The organism is Roseateles aquae (genome assembly GCF_032337115.1).
GTDB classification, from domain to species: domain Bacteria; phylum Pseudomonadota; class Gammaproteobacteria; order Burkholderiales; family Burkholderiaceae_C; genus Roseateles_C; species Roseateles_C aquae.
The window spans coordinates 1-19,499 of sequence record NZ_JAVXZY010000008.1; the positions used below are offsets into that span (position 1 = coordinate 1).

The window sequence follows — 19,499 nt, forward strand, 5'->3', positions numbered from 1 at the left end:
CGACCATCAGGTCAAGATTCGCGGCTTCCGTATCGAACTGGGTGAGATCGAGACGCGCCTGGCGGCCTGTGAGGGCGTGCGCGAGGCGGCGGTGCTGGCGCGTCAGGATGCAGGCGCTGACAAGCGACTTGTGGGATATGTGACGGGCGAGGGCATCGAGATCAGCAGGCTGCGCGCCGCACTGGCGGGCGAGCTGCCCGAGTACATGGTGCCGAGTGCCTTCGTCGTGCTCGAGGCCTTCCCGCTGACGGCGCACGGCAAGCTGGACCGGGAGGCGTTGCCGGCGCCGGATCAGCAAGCAGTCCCTGCCAGTGCCTACGAAGCGCCGCGAGGCGAGTTGGAGGCCGCCATCGCGGCGATCTGGTGTGAACTGCTGGGGCGTGACCAAGTCGGCCGTGACGACCACTTCTTCGAACTCGGTGGCCATTCGCTGCTGGCCGTTCAACTGATGGCGCGTATCGACAAGGTGCTGGCAATCGAGGTGCCGCTGCGCACGCTTTTCGCTGCACCGGTGCTGGCCGACTTCGCTCAGCACATCGGTGGGCGGCGCCTCGGCGAGGAATCGACAAGCCTGGTGACGATTCGTGGACAAGGTCGGCAACTGCCATTGTTCCTCGTTCATCCTGGCGAGGGGGAGGTCGACTATGCGCGGCGTCTGGCGGCCGTACTCGACAGCGATCTGCCCGTTTACGGTCTTGCCGCCAGCGGCTTCTTGCGCGGCGAACCGGCGCGCCAGTCAGTTGAGGAGATCGCGCATCACTATGTGCGAGAGATCCAGCGCGTTCAGCCGCATGGACCTTACCGCATCGCGGGCTGGTCGATTGGCGGGACCATCGCGTTCGAGATCTGCCACCAGCTGCTTGGCGCCGATGAGAGCGTCGAGTTCCTTGGTGTGATGGATACGCTCGCCAACTACCGCGACAAGTTGCGCGACGCGCGTCAGCTGGTCGACCCGGCCTGGTATCTCTACCATGCGGCCGTCGAACAACTGCCGGCGAAGACGGTCAAGCCGATGGTCGCGATGCGTGATGCTGGCGATCTCGACGCAATGCTGGAGACGTGCCAGCACGCCGGCCTGTTTCCAGCCGAGGTCGACATCGACGTGCTGCACCGGCATTTGGCAGTTCGCCATGGCCTGGCGCGAGCCGTGTGGAACTACGTTGCGCCGGTGTTGCCCTTGCCCTTCACCCTGTTTGCTGCGCGGGAACAAAAACGCGATGACCGTACGCTTGGTTGGGGCGCACGCCACGGTGCCGCACTGCGGCAGTGCACGGTCCCAGGTGACCATCGCAGCATGATGGAAGAGGGCCACATCGACGCGCTCGGTACGGCGATCACGGCGGCGCTTGTTGACGCCGCGGGGCAGTGCATGACAGCGCCGGCGCATCAGCCGCTCGTGCTCATTCAACGTGGTCGTGCAGGGCGCGTGCCACTGTTCTGCATGCCTGGTGCCGGTGCTAGCGTGACATCTTTTGCGCAATTGACCCAAGCGCTCGGGCCCGATCAGCCGGTCTACGGCCTGCAAGCGCGCGGCCTGTGCGGCACGCAGGTGCCGTACAGCAGTGTTGAAGCGGCGGCGCGTGCCTATGTGCGCGCGATCGAAGAGATCGTGCCGAGCGGGCCTGTGCATCTGCTCGGGCATTCCTTTGGTGGTTGGATTGCTGCGGAGATGGCGCGGCAACTCGAAGCGATCGGACGGCCGCCGGCATCACTGTTCATCCTCGATTCGCGCGGACCTCGCGACAAGGACGATGTGCATTACCACACGCCGACGGAGGCGCTCGAGCGGCTCGTCTCCCTGTACGACCTGACCGTGGACAAGCCGCTCGGCCTGAGTGCACGCGACTTCGAACCACTCGGCGAACGTGAGCGGCTCGAGCTGCTTCGCAAGCGCTTGATCGAGCGGCGGGTGCTCCCGGCGCGCACCGATCTCACGCTGTTGCGCGGCGTTGCTCAGGTGTTTTTCGCTAACATCAATACGAGCTGGTGCCCGCCGACCGGGTATGCGCGGCCGGTTCATGTCGTGGTCGCCAATGCTGTCAGCCGAAGCGGGCCGGCGGACGCGGAACGCGATCACGCTGAGGTCGCGCGCCGCTGGCGCGACTATGCGCCTCAGCTGCAGCTCTGGCACGCTCCGGGTAACCACCTGACTTTGCTATCCGCGCCTCATGTACAAGCGCTGGCCGAGCACATCGGACCTCTGCTGCGTGACGCCTTCGAGAGCAGTCGATCGATCTGAAAGTAGCCATGCTGAACATCAAGAATCTCGTCAAGGTGTATCCGCCCAACGTCCGGGCCGTCGACGATGTGTCGCTGACGCTCGAGCGTGGTGTTGTCGGGCTGATTGGCCACAATGGCGCCGGCAAGACAACGCTGCTCGATATGTTGTGCACACTGAGCAGGCCGACGGCGGGTCAGATCCTGTTCGACGGTGTCGATATCGTTGCCAGACCCGATGCGATGCGCCAGCGTCTGGGCTTTCTGCCGCAGAACTTCGGCGCGCAGGCCAATCTGACCGCGCAGGACTTCCTGGCCTATCTGGCGGCGCTCAAGGGTGTGCGCGATCCGGCTCGCGTGCGGCAGTGCCTTGAGCTTGTCAATCTGCAAGACTGCGCGCGGCGTCGCATGACCGATTTTTCGGGCGGCATGCGGCGTCGCCTGGGCATCGCCCAGGCGCTGCTCGGTGACCCGGACTTCGTTGTTGTCGACGAGCCGACGACCGGTCTGGACCTTGACGAACGCATGCGCTTTCGTGCCTTGATGGCTGAGTTGGGGCGCAAGAAGCTTGTGCTGATTTCGACCCACATCGTCTCGGACATCGAGAATATCGCGAGTGCACTGCTGGTGATGGATCGTGGCAAGTTGCTTGCACAGACCGAGCCACAGCGTCTGCTCGCGCAGCTGCGCGGCAACATCTGGTCGCTGAGCACGACGCAACAGCATTACGAGGAGCTGCGTGAATCAGTGCATGTCTTGCATGTGCTGCAACACAGCGGCGGCGTTGACCTGCGCCTGGCGCATCGCGAGCGCCCTTGTGCCCAGGCCCTGCCGCTAGAACCGAGTCTGGAAGATGCGCTGCTGGCTTTCCCGAGGTTGAACCGAGAGAGCACCGCATGAGGACCGACCTCGCTCGCGTTACGCACGCGATCATCGGGCACGACTTGCGGCGCCACCTTGGGCGCTGGCACTTCAGGCTCGCTGTCGTCGCGTTGGCTGTGCTTGTTCATCTGCTGTGGATAGCACCCGAGGATGGCGCGACGATGTTGCGTGTCGGTTCGGCCAGCGCGGCGCCTAATTCGGCCATGCTCGCGCTGGCCTATGGCTCTGAGTTGCCGCTATGGATAGGCCTGTTTGGTTTCATCGTCGTTCGCGGGCAGGTGAGGCAGGACTGGACCAGCGGCTTGGGCGCCATCGTCGCGGCTTTGCCGGTTGGCAACCTTGGCTTGCTGTTCGGGCGTTGGCTTGCTGCGGTACTCGCTGTGTCAATGCTCAGCCTGGCTTCACTTGCCGCTGTGCTGGTCCTGCACAGCCGCCAGCTGAATTGGCAGCAAGTGCCCGCCGAGGCGGCCGCCTATCTGCAGGCCTGGTGCTGGTTGGGCACACCGGCGATCTTGTTCGCAGCCAGCATGGCGGTACTTTGCGACGCGTGGGCCGCCCTGATTGGACGGCTCGGAGACCTGCTGTTCTTTGCCTTGTGGTTCATGAGCGCGTTTGCGATGGAACCATTCTGGCGTGGTGCGGCAGCAGCTTCAAATCCCTTGCTGCTCCTTGATTTTGCCGGGCACTACAGCGCGGCGGTTCAGCTGACACAGCTGTTCGGCACCGTCGATATCAGTTTGGGTGGTCGCAGTTCCGTCGAGCCTGGCCTGGCCTTCGTGCAGTTGCCGGATACGTTCTGGACAATGGCTCTGATACAGCAGCGTGCCTTGTGCGCTCTGCTTGCGTTGATCCCGCTGGTGCTCGCCGCGTCTGTCTTTCACCGCTACTCGAACGACCGGCTGCGCGGCAGCGGCAATTTCATGGCGGCTGAGCGGGATGGCCCAGGCGTCATGACGCGACTGGGCGCTGCCCGTGCTGTGCCATGGCAGCGGCTGCTGGCGGCGTTCGGGCAGTTCAATGCGCCACTCGATCTGCTGAACCGGCTGCTGACGCCATTGCTGAGACTCGTGCGGCCGCTGTTTGGCCTGGCTTCGCGGCTCAGCACCAGCAGTGGTCTGGCCGGCCAGGTGGTGGCAGAGATGGCGCTGACGCTGGCAGTTTCTCCTGCAATCATGCTGCTGTTGCCCGCGTGCTGGTTGCTGGGTCTCACGGCGTTTGGCGGGACGGGCGACGAGAGCGCGCCCGGTGGGGGTGGCCCCCTGCTCATTTGCCTGGTCTTGTGGGGATGTGCGATCAGCACAGTCAGCACCCGCGAACACGAAGACGGCTGGTCGCCGCTGAGCGCCTGCGCACCGGGAGGAACCTGGCGTCGTCATTGGCGCCAGCTCTTGGCAGCGCTGCTGTTCGGCGTCGCTTTTTCTGCGACCTTCCTGCTCGCGCGTTTGCTGCGCGATCCGGTCGCGGCGCTGGCGCTGCTGGCAGTACTCACGGCTGTTGCTGCGGCCGCCACGCTGCTCGGCCGACTCGCAGGCGTGCCGCGGCCGTTCTTGTTCCTGCTCTTGCTCGGGGCTTTGATTCTTGATCGTCTCAGTGAGCTGCCGGCGCTCGATTGGCTCGGCAGCCGCCACCCGGTCTCCACAGCGATGCTGGTGACCGAGTTGGCGGTAGCCGCCGGCCTGGCAATGGCCGGGTATTTCATCCAGCTAGCCGTTCGCCATCGCACTTGAAGCGCTGCGGTGCCCCAATCTGTCTTTCAATCAGGGTTGACCTCATGGATCTGATCAAGTTTCTGTTTCGACAATCGAAACAGTTGTTTTTCGCGGCCGGGCTGTTTGCCGCGTTAAGCGGCCTGTGTGGTGCGAGCCTTATCGCCGTCATCAACGAGGGGATGCGCGGCAGCGTGGCCAGTCTCGCGCCGAAGTTCTTTGGCCTGTGTCTGGCCTTGTTGTTGACGCGATCAATCTCTCAGATCGCGATGCTGCGCATGGCCCAGGATGCCGTGCTCGGCATGCGTATCGAACTGAGCAAGCGGCTGCTCGATACGCCGCCGCAGAAACTGCAGAAGCTCGGCAAACCGGCCTTGATGGCCATCCTCACACGGGATATCGAAACATTTGTTGGCGCGCTGCAGATCGCGCCCCATATCCTGACCGACGGCATCATCGTGATTGCGTGCTTTGCCTATCTCGGCTGGCTGGCGCCAAGCCTGTTTGGCATCTTGCTGGCCACGCTGATCGTCTGCGTGGTCGCTTTTGGCGTTGCCCAGCAAATCCCGTTTGCCCTGCTGCGGCAGATGCGCGAGCGCCTGGATCGCGTTTTTCGTCATTTCCGTGATTTGATCGAGGGCAGTCGCGAACTGCAGTTGAACAAGCAGCGCGGCCATCTGTTCGTTGATCAGGTGCTTGCCGCAGATGTACGCGCGCTGCGCGATCTTTCGATCAAGGGGGGGACCAGCTACACGTTGATCACCAACGTTGGCGACATGATGTTCTACATCGTCATCGGCGTGATGCTGTTTGTTGTTCCGCTCTGGCTGCCTCAAGATGCGCAGACGCTGGCGACGGTCACCGTGCTGCTGCTCTATTTGGTGGGGCCCATCGGCCAGATGATGAACGCCGTGCCTGCACTCGGTCAGGCTTCGGTCGCCTTGCGCAAAATCCGCCAACTCGAAAGCGACATTGAAGCCCAGCCGCTTCAACGCGAAGTGATTCTCGAGCCCCAGCCGGGCAGCTCGACTGCGACGCTTGTCGAACTGCGTGATGTCTGCCACCACTATCACAACGAATCTGGCGAGACCCCGTTCATGCTCGGACCAGTCAACCTCAGGATCGCCAAAGGCGAGGTCTTGTTCATCTGTGGCGGTAATGGGAGTGGCAAAACGACCCTTGCGATGCTGTTGCTTGGGCTGTACCAGCCCGAATCAGGCGGGGTGTTTCTGCATGGACAGTCTGTCCACGAAGGCAATGTCGATGATTACCGCAATCACTTTGCAGCAGTGTTTGCCGACTTCCATCTGATGGAGTACGTACTCGGCATCGATCCGGCAGCGATCACCGCGCAGGCGGACGACTATCTCAAGAAGCTGCGGCTGGACCGCAAGGTGCGCCTGGCCGATGGCAAGTTCTCAACGATTGAGTTGTCAAGCGGTCAGAAGAAGCGGCTCGCACTGTTGACCGCCTACCTCGACGATAAGCCGATTTACCTGTTCGACGAATGGGCGGCCGACCAGGACCCTGCATTCAAGAAAGTCTTCTACCAAACATTGCTACCCGAGTTGAAGGCTAAGGGCAAGACGGTCATTGTGATCAGCCATGACGATGCCTATTTTGGCTGTGCTGATCGCATCGTCGAACTCAGTGAAGGCCACATCCGTGCCGATCGCCGCCAGCATCGTGACTACGCTGCAGCGGCTGCCTGAGGCATACGCACATCAGCGCAGCAGCGTTACCGCGCTGTAGACGCGCAGTGCGTCGAACGTGTAGCGGCCGTCGATGCGCAGGCCGTCGAGTAGCGCTGCCAGCCGCCGGTCAGGTACCGTGAGCGTGACTCGGCCGATGCCGTCGGCGCCGGTGCCACTGCTGGTGGGGACGAGCCGTGCGTCACCAAACTCGAGATAGCACTGGCAGAGCGGAAAGAAGGCCTTGAAGAAGGCTTCCTTGATGCTGAAGGCGAGGATTGCTGCATGGCAAGTGGTCGGCACGGCCTCCTGCCAAACTGCCATCTCGTCGGGCTGCATGACCATGGGCACGAGCGCGGCATCCAGGGCCGTGTTTGCGTCCACATCAATGCCGAGACTGGCGATGGCCCCTCCGGTGCGTGACATTGCCGCCGCACAAAAGTCGTCAGTGTGCGTGATGCTACCGATCACGCCGCTTGGGAAGAGTGGTTCACGATGGCGCCCAACGCCGATGGCACCCAAGTCCTTTTCAGACAGTCCCAGCGTCCGCATGGCGGTCCGCGCGCAATTGCGCCCGGCTGTGAACTCGCGCTGACGTTTGGCGACGGCACGCTCGACGAGCGCCCGTTCTTCCGGCATCAGGCCGCGGTCCCAGTGTTCTTCGCGATCCGCCTGCGCGATCGCGACGTCGTCTGGGAGCAGCAGCCTGAAGGGGCAGAGAGAGGATTCGGGGGCGCGTGTGGACATGATTTCGCGATGTTAGATGGCGCAAACGGAGAACCATGGTTTCAAGGGGACATCTGGCCAGGCTCGCGGCGTTCCCGCAATGCTGCAGCAGCGCGGCGCATCAAGCTTGGCTCGTGGCTGCATCAACCTTGCCGCCGGGAAGGCGGCAACGCGAAAGCGGTTGAAGACCTCGGGTGCAGCGCTTGGTTCTTGAGGCGCGCCAGTCTTGCAGCCTGCATGCCGAGCAATGCTGGTCAGCATGCACGTCCTAGACGCTACGCTTTCGAGGCGGCCGAGATTGCCAAACCCGTTTCGGTCGCGGCACTGGTAACGAGGTAACCAGCCAGGGACAGTCCGACCTGCTCCCGTGGGCTGCAGGTGCAATTCGACCCGTGGTGTAGGCCTCTGCCAGCGCAAGCTGCGGGGGCCTTCGCTCTGTTCTCAAAGGTACTCGTCTTTCAAGCTCGCGGCGTCCGCCACCAACTGTGTGAGCCGCTGGGCCTGTTCCGCCACAAAACCGGCGATGCCGTGTACGAAGGCGCGCTCGGCCTCGCCTTCGTAGTCGGCGGCTTCAGCCTGAGCCAGGGCCGCCGCTTCGGCCAGCTTTGCCAGCCGCTGGCCTTCCCGGCGCATCAGCTTGCGGTCAATGCCGCATCGTGCGGCGAAGTCTGCCAAGGCGAAGGGCGACACCTCGGCGTGGCTGAACACGTCGCCAAAGGCCATGGCCAGTTCGGTGTCGAACCCATCGTATTGCAGGACGCTCACCAGGTCGTACCAAGGCGTCGGTTCCAGCAGGCCGCCCGGGCGGACGAAGAACGAGAAGTTCTTGCCGTGCGCATCGCTGTTGCCAATCAGGAACTGGAACAGTGCCCAGCGCAGCATGGCCAGCCTGGCGGCGGCTTTGTTGGCCGTGATGTCGGCGCAGCCGAACAGGCGCTCGAAGCTCACGCCGTCTCGGATGTGGCGCACCGCTTCTGCACTGCCCAGGTTGCGTTCGTACTTGTAGGCCACGGGCAGGTCGCAGGCTTGGGCAGCGTCGATGATGTGCCGGCGATGAACCTGTGGCTGGCCGCCGGCGTTCTCGACCTCGCGGTCGAAGCGTCGCACCACCAGCACCGGCCGGGGCGTGCGCAGCAGAGCCACCTCAGCAGCTGGCAGGCCCATGCGGCGGGCCAGTGACATGCAGAAATGCTCATTGACCGCCAGGTGCGGCGTCTTCGGGTTGTCGGTGTCGGGCTTGAGGATGTGCGTCGATGCCAGGCGCTGCCCATCCACCAGGAAGAGGCGCCCGCCGTCGTTCAGTGGTCGGTCGAGGTAGACCAGCAGTTTGTCCTGCAGGCCGGCCACCGACATGCGCACCTTGCCATCCCAGACCGTCAGCGGCACGTGGTCTCGCTCGGCGATGCGTTGGTCGAGTTCCTGCCGGGAGACTTCTCGCAGGACGGGTTCACCCGCCGGCTGTGCCGCGCCAGCATCTCCTGTGAAGCGCAGAGCGCCCGCAGTCTCGGCGCCCAGTGCCCAGATGAGACCGAAGATGTTGGTCTTGGCCAGGCCGTTGTAGGCGACCGCCACATCCAGGGCCCTGCCTTCGGGCAACAGATGCTCGATGAAGCGCTTGATGGAAGCAGATGGGTAGTCGGCCGGCGGACGCCTTAAGGGCAGGGTCGGTGACAGTGGGTAGGACTGGGCGTCGGCAGCCCAGGGCTCGGCATAGCTCAGGCTCCAGCGGTCATCGCGCCCCTCGTGTTCGATGCTGCCAATTCGGGTCTCTTCCGCCCAGACATGCAGTGCGTGGGTCATGCCTGTCGCCTCACGCCTTAGGGTCGCTGACAGGCATCGACGGGCTGTTTGTGGCAGCCTCGCGGGCCCAGGGGTGCTCTTTGGGCAGCACCATCAGCGCCAGGCCCAGACCGTCGAGCACGGTCAGCGCCTTGTCCAAGCGCACCGACCCTTGGCCGTTCTCGAGCCGGGACATCAGGTCCACCGACACGCCCAGCAGACCAGCGGCATCGTCGATGCGCAATGACTGTGACTTGCGGCGCTCGCGCACAACCGGGCCCAACTCAGGAGCGGACTTCAGAAGGGTCGGTCGGCGGCTGGATGTGTTGGTCATTTCGGAGTTTCAGTTGAGATTCCCTTTGAGCAGGGCTGCATGAACTGATTTCTGATAATCCGAAATGTAGTGCTTTTGCGTCCACTCATCAATTAGAGTTTCGGAAAATCGGAAACTTGTGAAATGGATGGCGCACAAGCAGGTATGTTTCTGTATTTCCGAAACATATTGTTGTCGGGTGCGGCCCCTTTGAGAAAGGACCTTCAAGTGCGGGCTGCAACTCGATGACCGGAACATTGACCAGGGGCTCGCGATGAATGACCAACACAGGCCTGAAGGACAGCTTGACGTTCAGCGTTGGCCGAGAAGACGGTGCATGCTGCGTCTGCAGCAGTGCGAGCGGCTGATGTAGACGCTGCTGGCACACCATGAATTGGGCAGGCCGGTCGACACGTTGGACGTGCAGCGGGTCGCGAACATTGAGAAGGTCTCGGACCTGACGCTTGGTACCTAGGTCAAGTCATTGTTCTAGACTTACGCGGTACCGGACGCCTTCGCGCACTCTGGGCGTTCTGTGCCAAGCAAAGCTGTTCCGTGGCACAGAATTGGTGCAAGCACCCCCGAAATGCAAGAAGCCGCGGAGTCCGCGGCTTCTGCAAGTCCTTGATGAACAAGGAAAATTCTGGTCGGGGTGAGAGGATTCGAACCTCCGGCCTCTACGTCCCGAACGTAGCGCTCTACCAGGCTAAGCTACACCCCGATGATCACAGTGCTGAGGAATCATGGCCAACAAGTTGTGCCGCCTCAGCTTGTGAAGCCAGTGAGCGTCTTAATTGTTTATCAAAAAGATCGCTCAACTGACTGAATTGCGAATTCTAGCAGACTTTCTCGCCACTTGTTAAGAGGAATTTTATTTAGGCAGTCTCGAGCAAGCTCTGCTTCCTTGCGGGCGGCCGCTCGTGTGGCGTCCAGGGCGCCGGTTTTTCGAACGATGGTGACGATGTCGGCCAGGCGTTCGACCTCGCCATGTTCAATGGCGTGACGGATAAGAAGGCGATCCGCCTCGCTGCCGCGCTCCATGGCAAGCAGCAGCGGAAGGGTGGGTTTGCCTTCACGTAAATCGTCGCCCACGTTCTTGCCCAGGGCTTGAGGATCGCCCTCATAGTCAAGCACGTCGTCAATCAACTGGAAGGCGGTGCCCATGGCGCGGCCATAGCCGGCGCAGGCCTCCTCGGTCTCGGCGTCGGCATTGGCAAGTACGGCGCCGAGGCGCGCACTCGCTTCGAACAGCTTGGCGGTCTTGTAGCGGATCACGCGCAAGTAGGCGTCCACGCTGATGTCTGGGTCGTGCATGTTCATCAGTTGCAGAACCTCGCCCTCTGCAATGATGTTGGTGGCCTCGGCCAGCACGTCGAGCACGCGCATCCGGTTCGTCGACACCATCATCTGGAAGGCGCGCGAATACAGGAAGTCGCCGACAAGCACACTGGCCGCATTGCCAAACAAGGCGTTCGCCGTCTGCTTGCCGCGCCGCAACGACGACTCGTCAACCACGTCGTCGTGAAGCAGTGTGGCGGTGTGGATGAATTCGACAACTGCAGCGAGTTCGAATCGCTCAGGTCCGGTGAAGCCCAGTGCATTGGCGAACAGCAGCACCAGCTTCGGTCGCATCCGCTTGCCGCCGGCGTGAACGATGTAGCCGGCGATCTGGTTGATCAGTGCAACGTCCGAACTCAGGCGGCGGGCAATCACCGCGTCCACCTCGCCCATTTCCTTGTTCAGGGTGGCGAGTACATCGGCAACAGGGGAGGAGGCAGACAGGTCTTGCACTCTCGGCTCACTTTGGGGCGAAACGTTGATTATAGAAAGCTTGCACTAGTGCCATCGCAAACTGTCACCAATGGTGAGCGCTCTGTTGTTGATGTGTGCCCGCCTTGAAGGTAGGCGGCGTCGTTCTGTGTCCACTTGCTTCGGGAAAGCACGCATGCTAAACTCGCGGGCTCTGCGCATTTGGCGTAGATGTTCCTGCATTGCCGGTCGAGAAGTTGGGCTGGCGAATCGCAGGTGTTTCACTGAAAGGGCTGATATGTACGCGGTCATAAAAACCGGCGGCAAGCAATACAAAGTTGCTGCTGGCGAAAAGATCAAGGTAGAACAGATTGCTGCGGATGTTGGCCAAGAGATTGTGATCGACCAAGTTCTGGCTGTCGGAAACGGCGCTGAACTGAAGGTTGGCACTCCCTTGGTTGCTGGCGCAAGCGTCAAAGCCACTGTTGTGGCACATGGCAAGCACGACAAGGTGCGCATCTTCAAGCTGCGTCGTCGCAAGCACTACAAGAAGAGCCAGGGCCATCGTCAAACGTTCACCGAGCTGGAAATCAGCGCGGTCAACGGCTGATCCCTCGCTTCGCCAACAGTTCAAGGAGTAATCCATGGCACAGAAAAAGGGCGGCGGTTCCACACGAAACGGCCGCGACTCCAAACCGAAGATGCTGGGTGTGAAGGTCTACGGCGGCCAAACCATCTCTGCAGGTTCCATCATCGTGCGTCAGCGCGGTACCAAGTTCCACGCTGGCACCAATGTCGGCATGGGCAAGGACCACACGCTGTTCGCGCTGGTTGACGGCACGGTGTCGTTCGCTGTCAAGGGCGAGCAAAACCGTTCGACGGTCATCGTCACGCCGGTCTGAGTTTCTGACTCGACCCGTGTTCGCGGTGCGGTGGCAGCAGCCGGCCACACCGCGTGACCAGAGCCCCGGCTAGTCCGGGGCTTTTGTTTTTCTGCGGCTGCACCAGAGCCAGGCCTGATTGAGGCTTGGCTTACCATAGCTCCTCCCGGGGCCAGAGGGATTCCAGATGAAGTTCGTAGACGAAGCCACTATCGATGTTGTGGCCGGCAATGGTGGCGCCGGCTGTGCGAGCTTTCGCCGCGAAAAATTCATTCCCTTCGGCGGCCCGGATGGCGGTGATGGTGGCCGCGGCGGCAGTGTGTTCGCCGTCGGCGACCTGAACCTGAACACCCTGATCGATTACCGCTATGCCCGCCGCCACGAGGCGCGCAACGGCGAGGCCGGCCGCGGTTCCGACCAGTACGGCGCTGCCGCCGACGATATCGTGCTGCGCATGCCGGTGGGCACCATCATCCGCGACCTGGAAACCGATGTGGTGATCGCCGAGTTGCTGGAGCCGGGCGAAAAAATCTTGATCGCCAAGGGTGGTGACGGTGGCTTTGGCAATCTGCACTTCAAGAGCAGTACCAACCGCGCGCCGCGGCAGAAGACGCCCGGCTGGCCCGGTGAAGCCAAGAAGCTGAAGCTGGAGTTGCGCGTGCTGGCCGATGTCGGCCTGCTGGGCCAGCCCAATGCCGGCAAGTCGACGCTGATCACCGCGGTGTCCAATGCCCGCCCGAAGATTGCTGACTATCCCTTCACGACCCTGCACCCTAACCTGGGTGTGGTGCGTGTGGCGCCCGAAAAGAGCTTTGTCGTCGCCGACATCCCCGGCCTGATCGAGGGTGCTGCCGAAGGTGCCGGCCTCGGCCATCAATTCCTGCGCCATCTGCAGCGCACGCGCTTGCTGCTGCATGTGGTTGACCTGGCCCCGTTCGATCCGGCCGTGGACCCGGTGGCCGAGGCCAAGGCCATCGTGGCCGAGTTGAAGAAATACGACCAGACCCTGCACGACAAGCCGCGCTGGCTGGTGCTGAACAAGCTGGACATGGTGCCCGAAGAAGAGCGCAAGGCGCGCGTCAAGGACTTCGTCAAGCGCTTCAAATGGAAGGGCCCGGTGTTCGAGATCTCTGCGCTGACCCGTGAGGGCTGCCAGCCGCTGATTCATGCCATCTACGACCACGTCGCCGCCGAGCAGCGCGTCCACGTCGAGGTTGACCCGCGCTTCGCACCGGAGGCGCAGGGCGATACGGAGTCGGCATGACGGCCGGCCAGCTTGATGCCCAGACTGCCGCCCTATCGGGGCCGCTGAAGGGCGCGCGGCGCATCGTCGTCAAGGTGGGCTCCAGCCTGGTCACCAACGAAGGCCGTGGCGTCGATGCCGAGGCCATTGGCAACTGGTGTCGGCAATTGGCAGCGCTGGCCGGCCAGGGGCGCGAACTGGTGATGGTGTCCAGCGGCGCGATTGCCGAGGGCATGAAGCGCCTCGGCTGGGCGACACGGCCCAAGGAAGTGCATGAGCTGCAAGCGGCAGCGGCCGTCGGCCAGATGGGCCTGGCGCAGATGTACGAGAGCAAGCTGCGCGAGCAGGGCATGGGCAGCGCCCAGGTGTTGCTGACTCACGCCGACCTGGCTGACCGCGAGCGCTATCTGAATGCGCGATCGACCTTGCTGACGCTGCTGCAGCATCGCGTGCTGCCGGTCATCAACGAGAACGACACCGTCGTCAATGACGAGATCAAGTTTGGTGACAACGACACCCTGGGTGCCCTGGTCGCCAATCTGGTCGAAGCCGATGCTCTGGTCATCCTGACCGACCAGCGTGGCCTGTATTCGGCCGATCCGCGCAAGGACCCGAACGCGCGCTTTATTGATAGCGCTATCGCCGGCACGCCGGAGCTGGAAGAGATGGCGGGTGGCGCCGGCAGCGCTATCGGTCGCGGCGGCATGATCACCAAGATCCTCGCTGCCAAGCGGGCGGCCAGCAGTGGTGCTAACACCGTGATTGCGTGGGGGCGCGAGCCCGATGTGTTGCTGCGGCTGGCGGCCGGTGAGGCCATCGGTACGGCACTGATGGCCAGCACGGCCAAGCTGGCGGCGCGCAAGCAATGGATGGTCGACCATCTGCAGCTGCGCGGTGCGGTGCAGGTCGATGCCGGCGCGGCGCTCAAGCTACGCGAGGAGGGCAAGAGTCTGCTGCCCATCGGTGTGCACGAGGTCGTCGGCGAATTCCATCGCGGCGATGTGATCGCGGTGCGCGATGCCGCCGGCGTCGAGCTGGCGCGCGGCCTGAGCAATTACTCCAGCGCTGAGGCACGCCTGATTGCGCGCAAGCCGTCCTTCGAGATCGAGCGTGTGCTCGGCTATGCTGCCGAGCCGGAGCTGATCCACCGCGACAACCTCGTGCTGGCCTGAGCGAGGCGACGGCCTGGCGGTAACGCCGTGCCGTCGGTCTCAAACGCTCAAACGTTCAACCGAGCTTGTCGGGCGTCAGATCGGGCGCAGCGTCCTGAAGCGGTGTACTGCCATCGGCTGCCGCTGGCGGGGGCTCGTGCTGGCCGTGATGCTGCCCATCATGGTGCCCGTGGTCGTCCTCATGCGAGCGGGTGCCATCGGCCCGATGCTGCGGCCGCATGCCGGCACGCAAATAGCGGTTGTGATGGTTCAGTCGCGGCAGAAAGCGGGCCAGTTCGGTCAACGCCATCTGGTAGACGCCGCGCTTGAACTCGATCACTGCTTCCAGGGGCACCCAGTAATCGTTCCAACGCCAGGCGTCGAACTCGGGATGGTCGGTGGCGCGCAGATTCATGTCGCTGTCGCGGCCGGTCAGCTGCAGCAGGAACCAGATCTGCTTCTGGCCGCGGTAATGGCCTCGGGCGTCGCGGCGGATGAAGTGGTCGGGCACCTCATAGCGCAGCCAATCGCGCGTGCGCGCAATGATGCGCACATGCTCGAACTTGAGACCCACTTCCTCGTGGAGCTCACGAAACATCGCCTGCTCTGGCGTCTCGCCATGCTTGATGCCCCCTTGCGGGAACTGCCAGGAATGGGTCCGGATGCGTTTGCCCCAGAACACCTCGTTCCTGTGGTTGAGCAGGATGATGCCGACGTTGGGCCGGAACCCTTCACGGTCGAGCATAATCAACCTCAAATCTATAGTTGGATCGATTATTGCATTGGGCAGTCGCCCGCGCATGATCCTCGCTTACCCTCAGACTCGCACCAGCTCCTTTTCCAGGAGTTCGGGCACAACAAGCCTTGCCGATGAAAGCCTCGCAGTTCTTTGTCTCGACCCTGAAAGAAGCCCCCGCCGACGCCGAAGTTGTCAGCCACAAGCTGATGATGCGCGCCGGCATGATCAAGCGCCTGGGCGCCGGCATTTACAACTACATGCCGATGGGGCTGCGGGTGATTCGCAAGGTCGAGGGCATCATTCGTGAAGAGATGAACCGCGCCGGTGCGGTCGAGCTGTTGATGCCGGTCGTGCAACCGGCCGAGCTGTGGCAGGAGACCGGTCGCTTCGACAAGATGGGCCCCGAACTGCTGCGCGTGAAGGACCGCCATGGCCGCGACTTCATCATCCAGCCGACCTCGGAAGAGGTGATCACCGACATCGCCCGGCTGGAGCTGCGCAGCTACAAGCAGCTGCCGAAGAATTTCTATCACATCCAGACCAAGTTCCGTGACGAGCGCCGCCCGCGCTTCGGCATCATGCGTGGCCGCGAGTTCACGATGAAGGACGCCTACTCCTTCGATCGTGACGTCGAGAGCGCCGGCCGCAGCTACGAGAACATGTTCCAGGCCTATTGCAAGATCTTTGATCGCCTGGGCCTCGAGTACCGTGCCGTGGCCGCCGACACCGGCGCCATCGGTGGCGACCGTTCGCACGAATTCCAGGTCATCGCGGAGACCGGCGAGGACGCCATCGTCTACTGCCCGACCAGCGATTACGCTGCCAATATCGAACTAGCCGAGGCGCTGCCGCTGCTGGCTCAGCGAGGCGCTGCTGGCGCTGCACTGGTGAAGACGCCCACGCCGGGCAAGAGCACCTGCGAGGATGTGGCGGCACTCCTGGGCCTGTCGCTGAGCCAAACGGTCAAGTCCTTGGTGCTGGCCACCGACGAACTGAACGAGCACGGCGAGATCATCAAGACGCAGGTCTGGCTGCTGCTGGTGCGTGGCGATCACGAGTTGAACGAGGTCAAGGCCGGCAAGGTCGAAGGCTTGAAGGGCGGTTTCCGCTTCGCCACGGTTGGCGAGATTGACGCGCACTTCGGGTGCAAGCCGGGCTATCTGGGCCCCATCGGCCTGAAGCAGCCGGTCAAGATCGTTGCCGACCGCACCGTCGCGCAGATGAGCGATTTCGTCTGTGGCGCCAACGAGGCGGACTACCACTACACGGGCGCCAACTGGGGCCGCGATCTGCCCGAGCCCGATCTGGTCGCCGATATCCGTAACGTCGTTGCCGGCGATCCGTCGCCGGACGGCAAGGGTGTGCTCGCCATCCAGCGCGGCATCGAGGTCGGCCATGTGTTCTATCTGGGCACCAAGTACTCGGCCGCGATGAACGCCACCTTCCTCGATGAAACCGGCAAGCCCAAGCCTTTCGAGATGGGCTGCTACGGCATCGGCGTGACGCGCATCCTGGGCGCTGCCATCGAGCAGAACCACGACGAACGCGGCATCATCTGGCCAGACGCCATTGCTCCGTTCACCGTGGTGATCTGCCCGATCGGCATGGACCGCAGCGAAGAGGTCAAGGCGGCCGCCACCAAGCTCTATGACGAGCTGCTGGCGCTGGGCATCGATGTGCTGCTGGACGACCGCGGTGAGCGCCCCGGCGCGATGTTCGCCGACTGGGAGCTGATCGGTGCGCCGCACCGCGTCGTGCTGTCCGACCGTGGCCTGAAGGAAGGCCAGGTCGAGTATCAGGGCCGCCGCGACGCCGAGGCCAGCAAGCTGGCGCTGGGCGATGTCGTCGCGCATCTGAAGGCCAAGCTGGGTCGTTGAACACCGATGTTTGAGAGGTCCAGCGCCCGCCGCGCGCTGCTCGCGGCGGGGCTCGGGCTTGCCGCGACCGGCTTGCCGCGTCTGGCGTCGGCGGGAGCGCAGCAGGAAGAGCCGCTGATCGATGCGGTGCGCTCGGCGCTATCGGCAGCGATTGCCAATGGCGCGCCGCCCAAGCCCCGTTTCGACAATATCGATGCCCGCCTGGCCTATCTGCGCTGGCTGGGCGTGATGAGCGAACGGCTCAAGCCGCGCAAGACCGAGGCAATGACGCGGATCGAGTTCCTCGAAACGCTCTGGTACGAGAGCAAGCGTGCCGGGCTGGATCCGGCCCTGGTGCTGGGCCTGGTCGAGGTCGAGAGCGGCTTTCGCAAGTACGCGATCAGCATTGCCGGCGCCCGCGGCTATATGCAGGTGATGCCCTTCTGGGCGCGTTCGATTGGCGACGGCGAGCCGTCCCGGCTCTTCCATATGCAGACCAATCTGCGCTTTGGCTGCGTCATCCTGCGCCACTACCTCGATATCGAGCGTGGCGATATGTTCATGGCCCTGGGCCGCTACAACGGCAGCCGCGGCCGGCCCGAGTATCCGAACGCGGTGTTCGCGAACCGGCGGAAGTGGTTGATGCCCGGAGAGCAGTAGGCCCACCCCCTACGGCCTGCGGCCGCCCCCTCAAGGGGGCAAGCCCGGCAGCCCGGCGGAGCCGGAGCTGCGGGCTTTGCTGGGGCAGTCGGTGGTGTGGCCGCCTTAGCAGCCCTCAGGACTGGCGCAGGCCTTGCCAGACTTGGGGGCTGGCGCCTTTGACGCCGGCCAGTTCCAGCACCCGTTCGGCGCTGTCGTTGACCAGCTCTTCGATGCTCTGCGGGTGGTGGTAGAAGGCGGGCAGCGGCGGGAAGATGATGCCGCCCATTTCGGTCACGGCCGTCATATTGCGCAGATGGGCCAGGTTGAACGGCGTCTCGCGCACCATCAGGATCAGGCGGCGGCGTTCCTTCAGCGTCACGTCGGCGGCGCGGGTCAGCAGGTTGTCGCCAAAGCCATGGGCGACCGAGGCCAGCGTCTTCATCGAGCAGGGCGCGATGACCATGGCCGCGGTGGCAAAGCTGCCGCTGGCCACACAGGCGCCGACATCGCCGGGCGCATAGGCCCGATCGGCCTCGGCCTCCAGCGCTTCGCGGCTCAGGCCCAGCTCGTGATGGGCATTGAGCACGCCGGCCGGGGTGATGATCAAATGGGTTTCCAGGCCCAGCTCGCGGCCGCGGCGCAGCAGGCGCAGCGCATAGGCCGCCCCGGTGGCGCCGGTGATGCCGACGACCAGCCTTTGTGCGCTCATGCCGGTTTACTGGCCGGCCAGCACTTGCTGCAGCTCACCGGCTTCGTACATCTCCATCATGATGTCCGAGCCGCCGACGAATTCGCCGTTCACATAGAGCTGCGGGATGGTCGGCCAGTTGGCGTATTCCTTGATGCCCTGGCGAACCTCTTCGTCTTCCAGCACATTGAAGGTCTTCAGGTCGCTGACGCCGCAGGCCTTGAGGATCTGCACCGCACGGCCGGAAAAACCACACATCGGGAACTGGGCCGAGCCCTTCATGAACAGCACGACGCGGTTGTTCTTCACCAGGGCGTCAATGCGTTGTTGGACGTCGCTCATCGTCTTGCTCTCCTCAGCAGTTTCAGGGTGCACGCGGCAGAAAAAGAAAATGGCCGCGGCAATGGCGGCCATTATCGTTGCTGGCCAATGCCCCGGCGTCTGGCAGGGCAAGGGCGGTGCCGGGTGGACTCAGTAGCTGTAGCTGACGCCCAGCTGCACCACCGGCTTCAGCCGCATATCGCGCAGCAGATCGTCGACGCTTTGCGAGTTGCTATTGCCCAGGCGCAGGCCACCGCCACCGATCAGGCCCAGATCGGCGCTGAAGCCCCAACCGCCGCGCAGAGACTGGCCGGTATAGCCGATGCCCAGATAGGACAAGCTGGTGCTGGGATCGGATCGGTCGTTGTAGTTGCCGGCCATCCCCAAGCTGCGCTGGCCGAACGCGAAATTCGGGCTCAGGCCGTAAGCCTGGCTGCCGAGGGCCAGACCGGCATTGCTTTGCGACAGCGACAGCGGCCCGAGCAGCAGCCCGCCGGTGGCCCGCAGGCCACCCTGTACCGAGGCGCCCAGGCCGGAACCGGTCAGGTAATAGTCGCCGAGCAGATTGGCGCTGAGCAGGCGCGAGGGCTGCTGGCGCTGGTTGTCGTAGGCGGAGGGTGCATAGCTGCTGCTCAATTGCAGCCGGGCCTGCCAGCGGCCGAACGTCGATGTATCGAGCTGCAGGCTGCTGCCCTGGGCCAGGGCGCTACCGGCGGCACCAGCCAGCAGCAAGGCGATCAGTGAACGCGAAACAAGAGCGGTGGCAGGCATGACAGTCTCCCGAAACGCAAGGGCGACGCTTTGCCACCCTCGGGAGTCCATGCTACGACGCTGGCGCCAGCTTGTGCAGCCCGATTTGGGTGCAGAAGGGCTTTCTGTTGTGAGTTTCTGTCGCTTCCCTTGCCGGCGTTCGAG

At 63.3% G+C, this 19,499-nt stretch carries 18 protein-coding genes and 1 tRNA gene; 10 read left to right on the top strand and 9 right to left on the bottom strand.

The window, feature by feature from the left end:
• The 4 genes from RQP53_RS17655 to RQP53_RS17670 form a co-directional block, all read left to right on the top strand.
• The coding region (locus RQP53_RS17655; RefSeq protein WP_315652000.1) for a thioesterase domain-containing protein at positions 1–2,239 on the top strand (2,239 nt) is incomplete at its 5' end.
• An 8-nt stretch (positions 2,240–2,247) separates the two neighbouring features.
• On the top strand, positions 2,248–3,117 hold the full coding sequence (locus RQP53_RS17660; protein ID WP_315652001.1) for an ATP-binding cassette domain-containing protein: 870 nt from the start codon (positions 2,248–2,250) through the stop codon (positions 3,115–3,117).
• A complete protein-coding gene (locus tag RQP53_RS17665) occupies positions 3,114–4,826 on the top strand; it encodes a hypothetical protein (protein ID WP_315652002.1) in 1,713 nt (570 codons plus the stop codon). The genes RQP53_RS17660 and RQP53_RS17665 overlap by 4 nt, the downstream gene beginning before the upstream one ends.
• A 44-nt stretch (positions 4,827–4,870) precedes the next feature.
• On the top strand, positions 4,871–6,517 hold the full coding sequence (locus tag RQP53_RS17670) for a cyclic peptide export ABC transporter (RefSeq protein ID WP_315652003.1): 1,647 nt from the start codon (positions 4,871–4,873) through the stop codon (positions 6,515–6,517).
• 12 nt (positions 6,518–6,529) lie between these two features.
• Here the strand turns inward: RQP53_RS17670 and RQP53_RS17675 are convergent, their stop codons facing one another.
• From RQP53_RS17675 to RQP53_RS17695, 5 genes are all read right to left on the bottom strand, one after another.
• Positions 6,530–7,243 (bottom strand): 4'-phosphopantetheinyl transferase family protein, encoded by a 714-nt coding sequence (locus RQP53_RS17675; RefSeq protein WP_315652004.1) that lies wholly within the window; start codon positions 7,241–7,243, stop codon positions 6,530–6,532.
• Between the two features lie 420 nt (positions 7,244–7,663).
• Positions 7,664–9,022 carry a HipA domain-containing protein gene (locus RQP53_RS17680; protein ID WP_315652005.1) on the bottom strand — a complete coding sequence of 453 codons (1,359 nt, stop codon included), beginning with the start codon at positions 9,020–9,022 and terminating at the stop codon, positions 7,664–7,666.
• Between the two features lie 10 nt (positions 9,023–9,032).
• A complete protein-coding gene (locus tag RQP53_RS17685; protein ID WP_315652006.1) occupies positions 9,033–9,335 on the bottom strand; it encodes a helix-turn-helix domain-containing protein in 303 nt (100 codons plus the stop codon).
• 623 nt (positions 9,336–9,958) lie between these two features.
• A tRNA-Pro gene (locus RQP53_RS17690) sits at positions 9,959–10,035 on the bottom strand.
• Between the two features lie 80 nt (positions 10,036–10,115).
• Positions 10,116–11,045, bottom strand: coding sequence for a polyprenyl synthetase family protein (locus RQP53_RS17695; protein ID WP_315652249.1), 930 nt, complete (start codon positions 11,043–11,045; stop codon positions 10,116–10,118).
• 316 nt (positions 11,046–11,361) lie between these two features.
• On the opposite strand from RQP53_RS17695, the gene rplU reads away from it, so the two are divergent.
• The 4 genes from rplU (at position 11,362) to proB (ending at position 14,359) form a co-directional block, all read left to right on the top strand.
• On the top strand, positions 11,362–11,673 hold the full coding sequence (rplU, locus tag RQP53_RS17700) for a 50S ribosomal protein L21 (RefSeq protein WP_315652007.1): 312 nt from the start codon (positions 11,362–11,364) through the stop codon (positions 11,671–11,673).
• A gap of 34 nt (positions 11,674–11,707) precedes the next feature.
• On the top strand, positions 11,708–11,965 hold the full coding sequence (gene rpmA, locus RQP53_RS17705; protein WP_315652008.1) for a 50S ribosomal protein L27: 258 nt from the start codon (positions 11,708–11,710) through the stop codon (positions 11,963–11,965).
• Positions 11,966–12,131: 166 nt separating this feature from the next.
• Complete coding sequence (cgtA, locus tag RQP53_RS17710) at positions 12,132–13,208, top strand: Obg family GTPase CgtA (protein ID WP_315652009.1); 1,077 nt, start codon at positions 12,132–12,134, stop codon at positions 13,206–13,208.
• Positions 13,205–14,359 (top strand): glutamate 5-kinase, encoded by a 1,155-nt coding sequence (gene proB / locus RQP53_RS17715; protein ID WP_315652010.1) that lies wholly within the window; start codon positions 13,205–13,207, stop codon positions 14,357–14,359. Before cgtA ends, proB begins: the two co-directional genes overlap by 4 nt.
• Positions 14,360–14,414: 55 nt before the next feature.
• Here the strand turns inward: proB and RQP53_RS17720 are convergent, their stop codons facing one another.
• Complete coding sequence (locus tag RQP53_RS17720) at positions 14,415–15,083, bottom strand: RNA pyrophosphohydrolase (protein WP_315652011.1); 669 nt, start codon at positions 15,081–15,083, stop codon at positions 14,415–14,417.
• A 125-nt stretch (positions 15,084–15,208) separates the two neighbouring features.
• On the opposite strand from RQP53_RS17720, the gene RQP53_RS17725 reads away from it, so the two are divergent.
• Entirely contained in the window at positions 15,209–16,954 is a 1,746-nt protein-coding gene (locus tag RQP53_RS17725) for a proline--tRNA ligase (protein ID WP_315652012.1), read from the top strand.
• 6 nt (positions 16,955–16,960) lie between these two features.
• Entirely contained in the window at positions 16,961–17,593 is a 633-nt protein-coding gene (locus tag RQP53_RS17730) for a lytic transglycosylase domain-containing protein (protein ID WP_315652013.1), read from the top strand.
• 115 nt (positions 17,594–17,708) lie between these two features.
• Here the strand turns inward: RQP53_RS17730 and RQP53_RS17735 are convergent, their stop codons facing one another.
• The 3 genes from RQP53_RS17735 to RQP53_RS17745 form a co-directional block, all read right to left on the bottom strand.
• A complete protein-coding gene (locus RQP53_RS17735; protein ID WP_315652014.1) occupies positions 17,709–18,284 on the bottom strand; it encodes a UbiX family flavin prenyltransferase in 576 nt (191 codons plus the stop codon).
• 6 nt (positions 18,285–18,290) lie between these two features.
• Positions 18,291–18,605 (bottom strand): Grx4 family monothiol glutaredoxin, encoded by a 315-nt coding sequence (gene grxD, locus RQP53_RS17740; RefSeq protein ID WP_315652015.1) that lies wholly within the window; start codon positions 18,603–18,605, stop codon positions 18,291–18,293.
• Between the two features lie 129 nt (positions 18,606–18,734).
• On the bottom strand, positions 18,735–19,355 hold the full coding sequence (locus RQP53_RS17745) for a hypothetical protein (RefSeq protein ID WP_315652016.1): 621 nt from the start codon (positions 19,353–19,355) through the stop codon (positions 18,735–18,737).
• Positions 19,356–19,499: the final 144 nt, after the last annotated feature.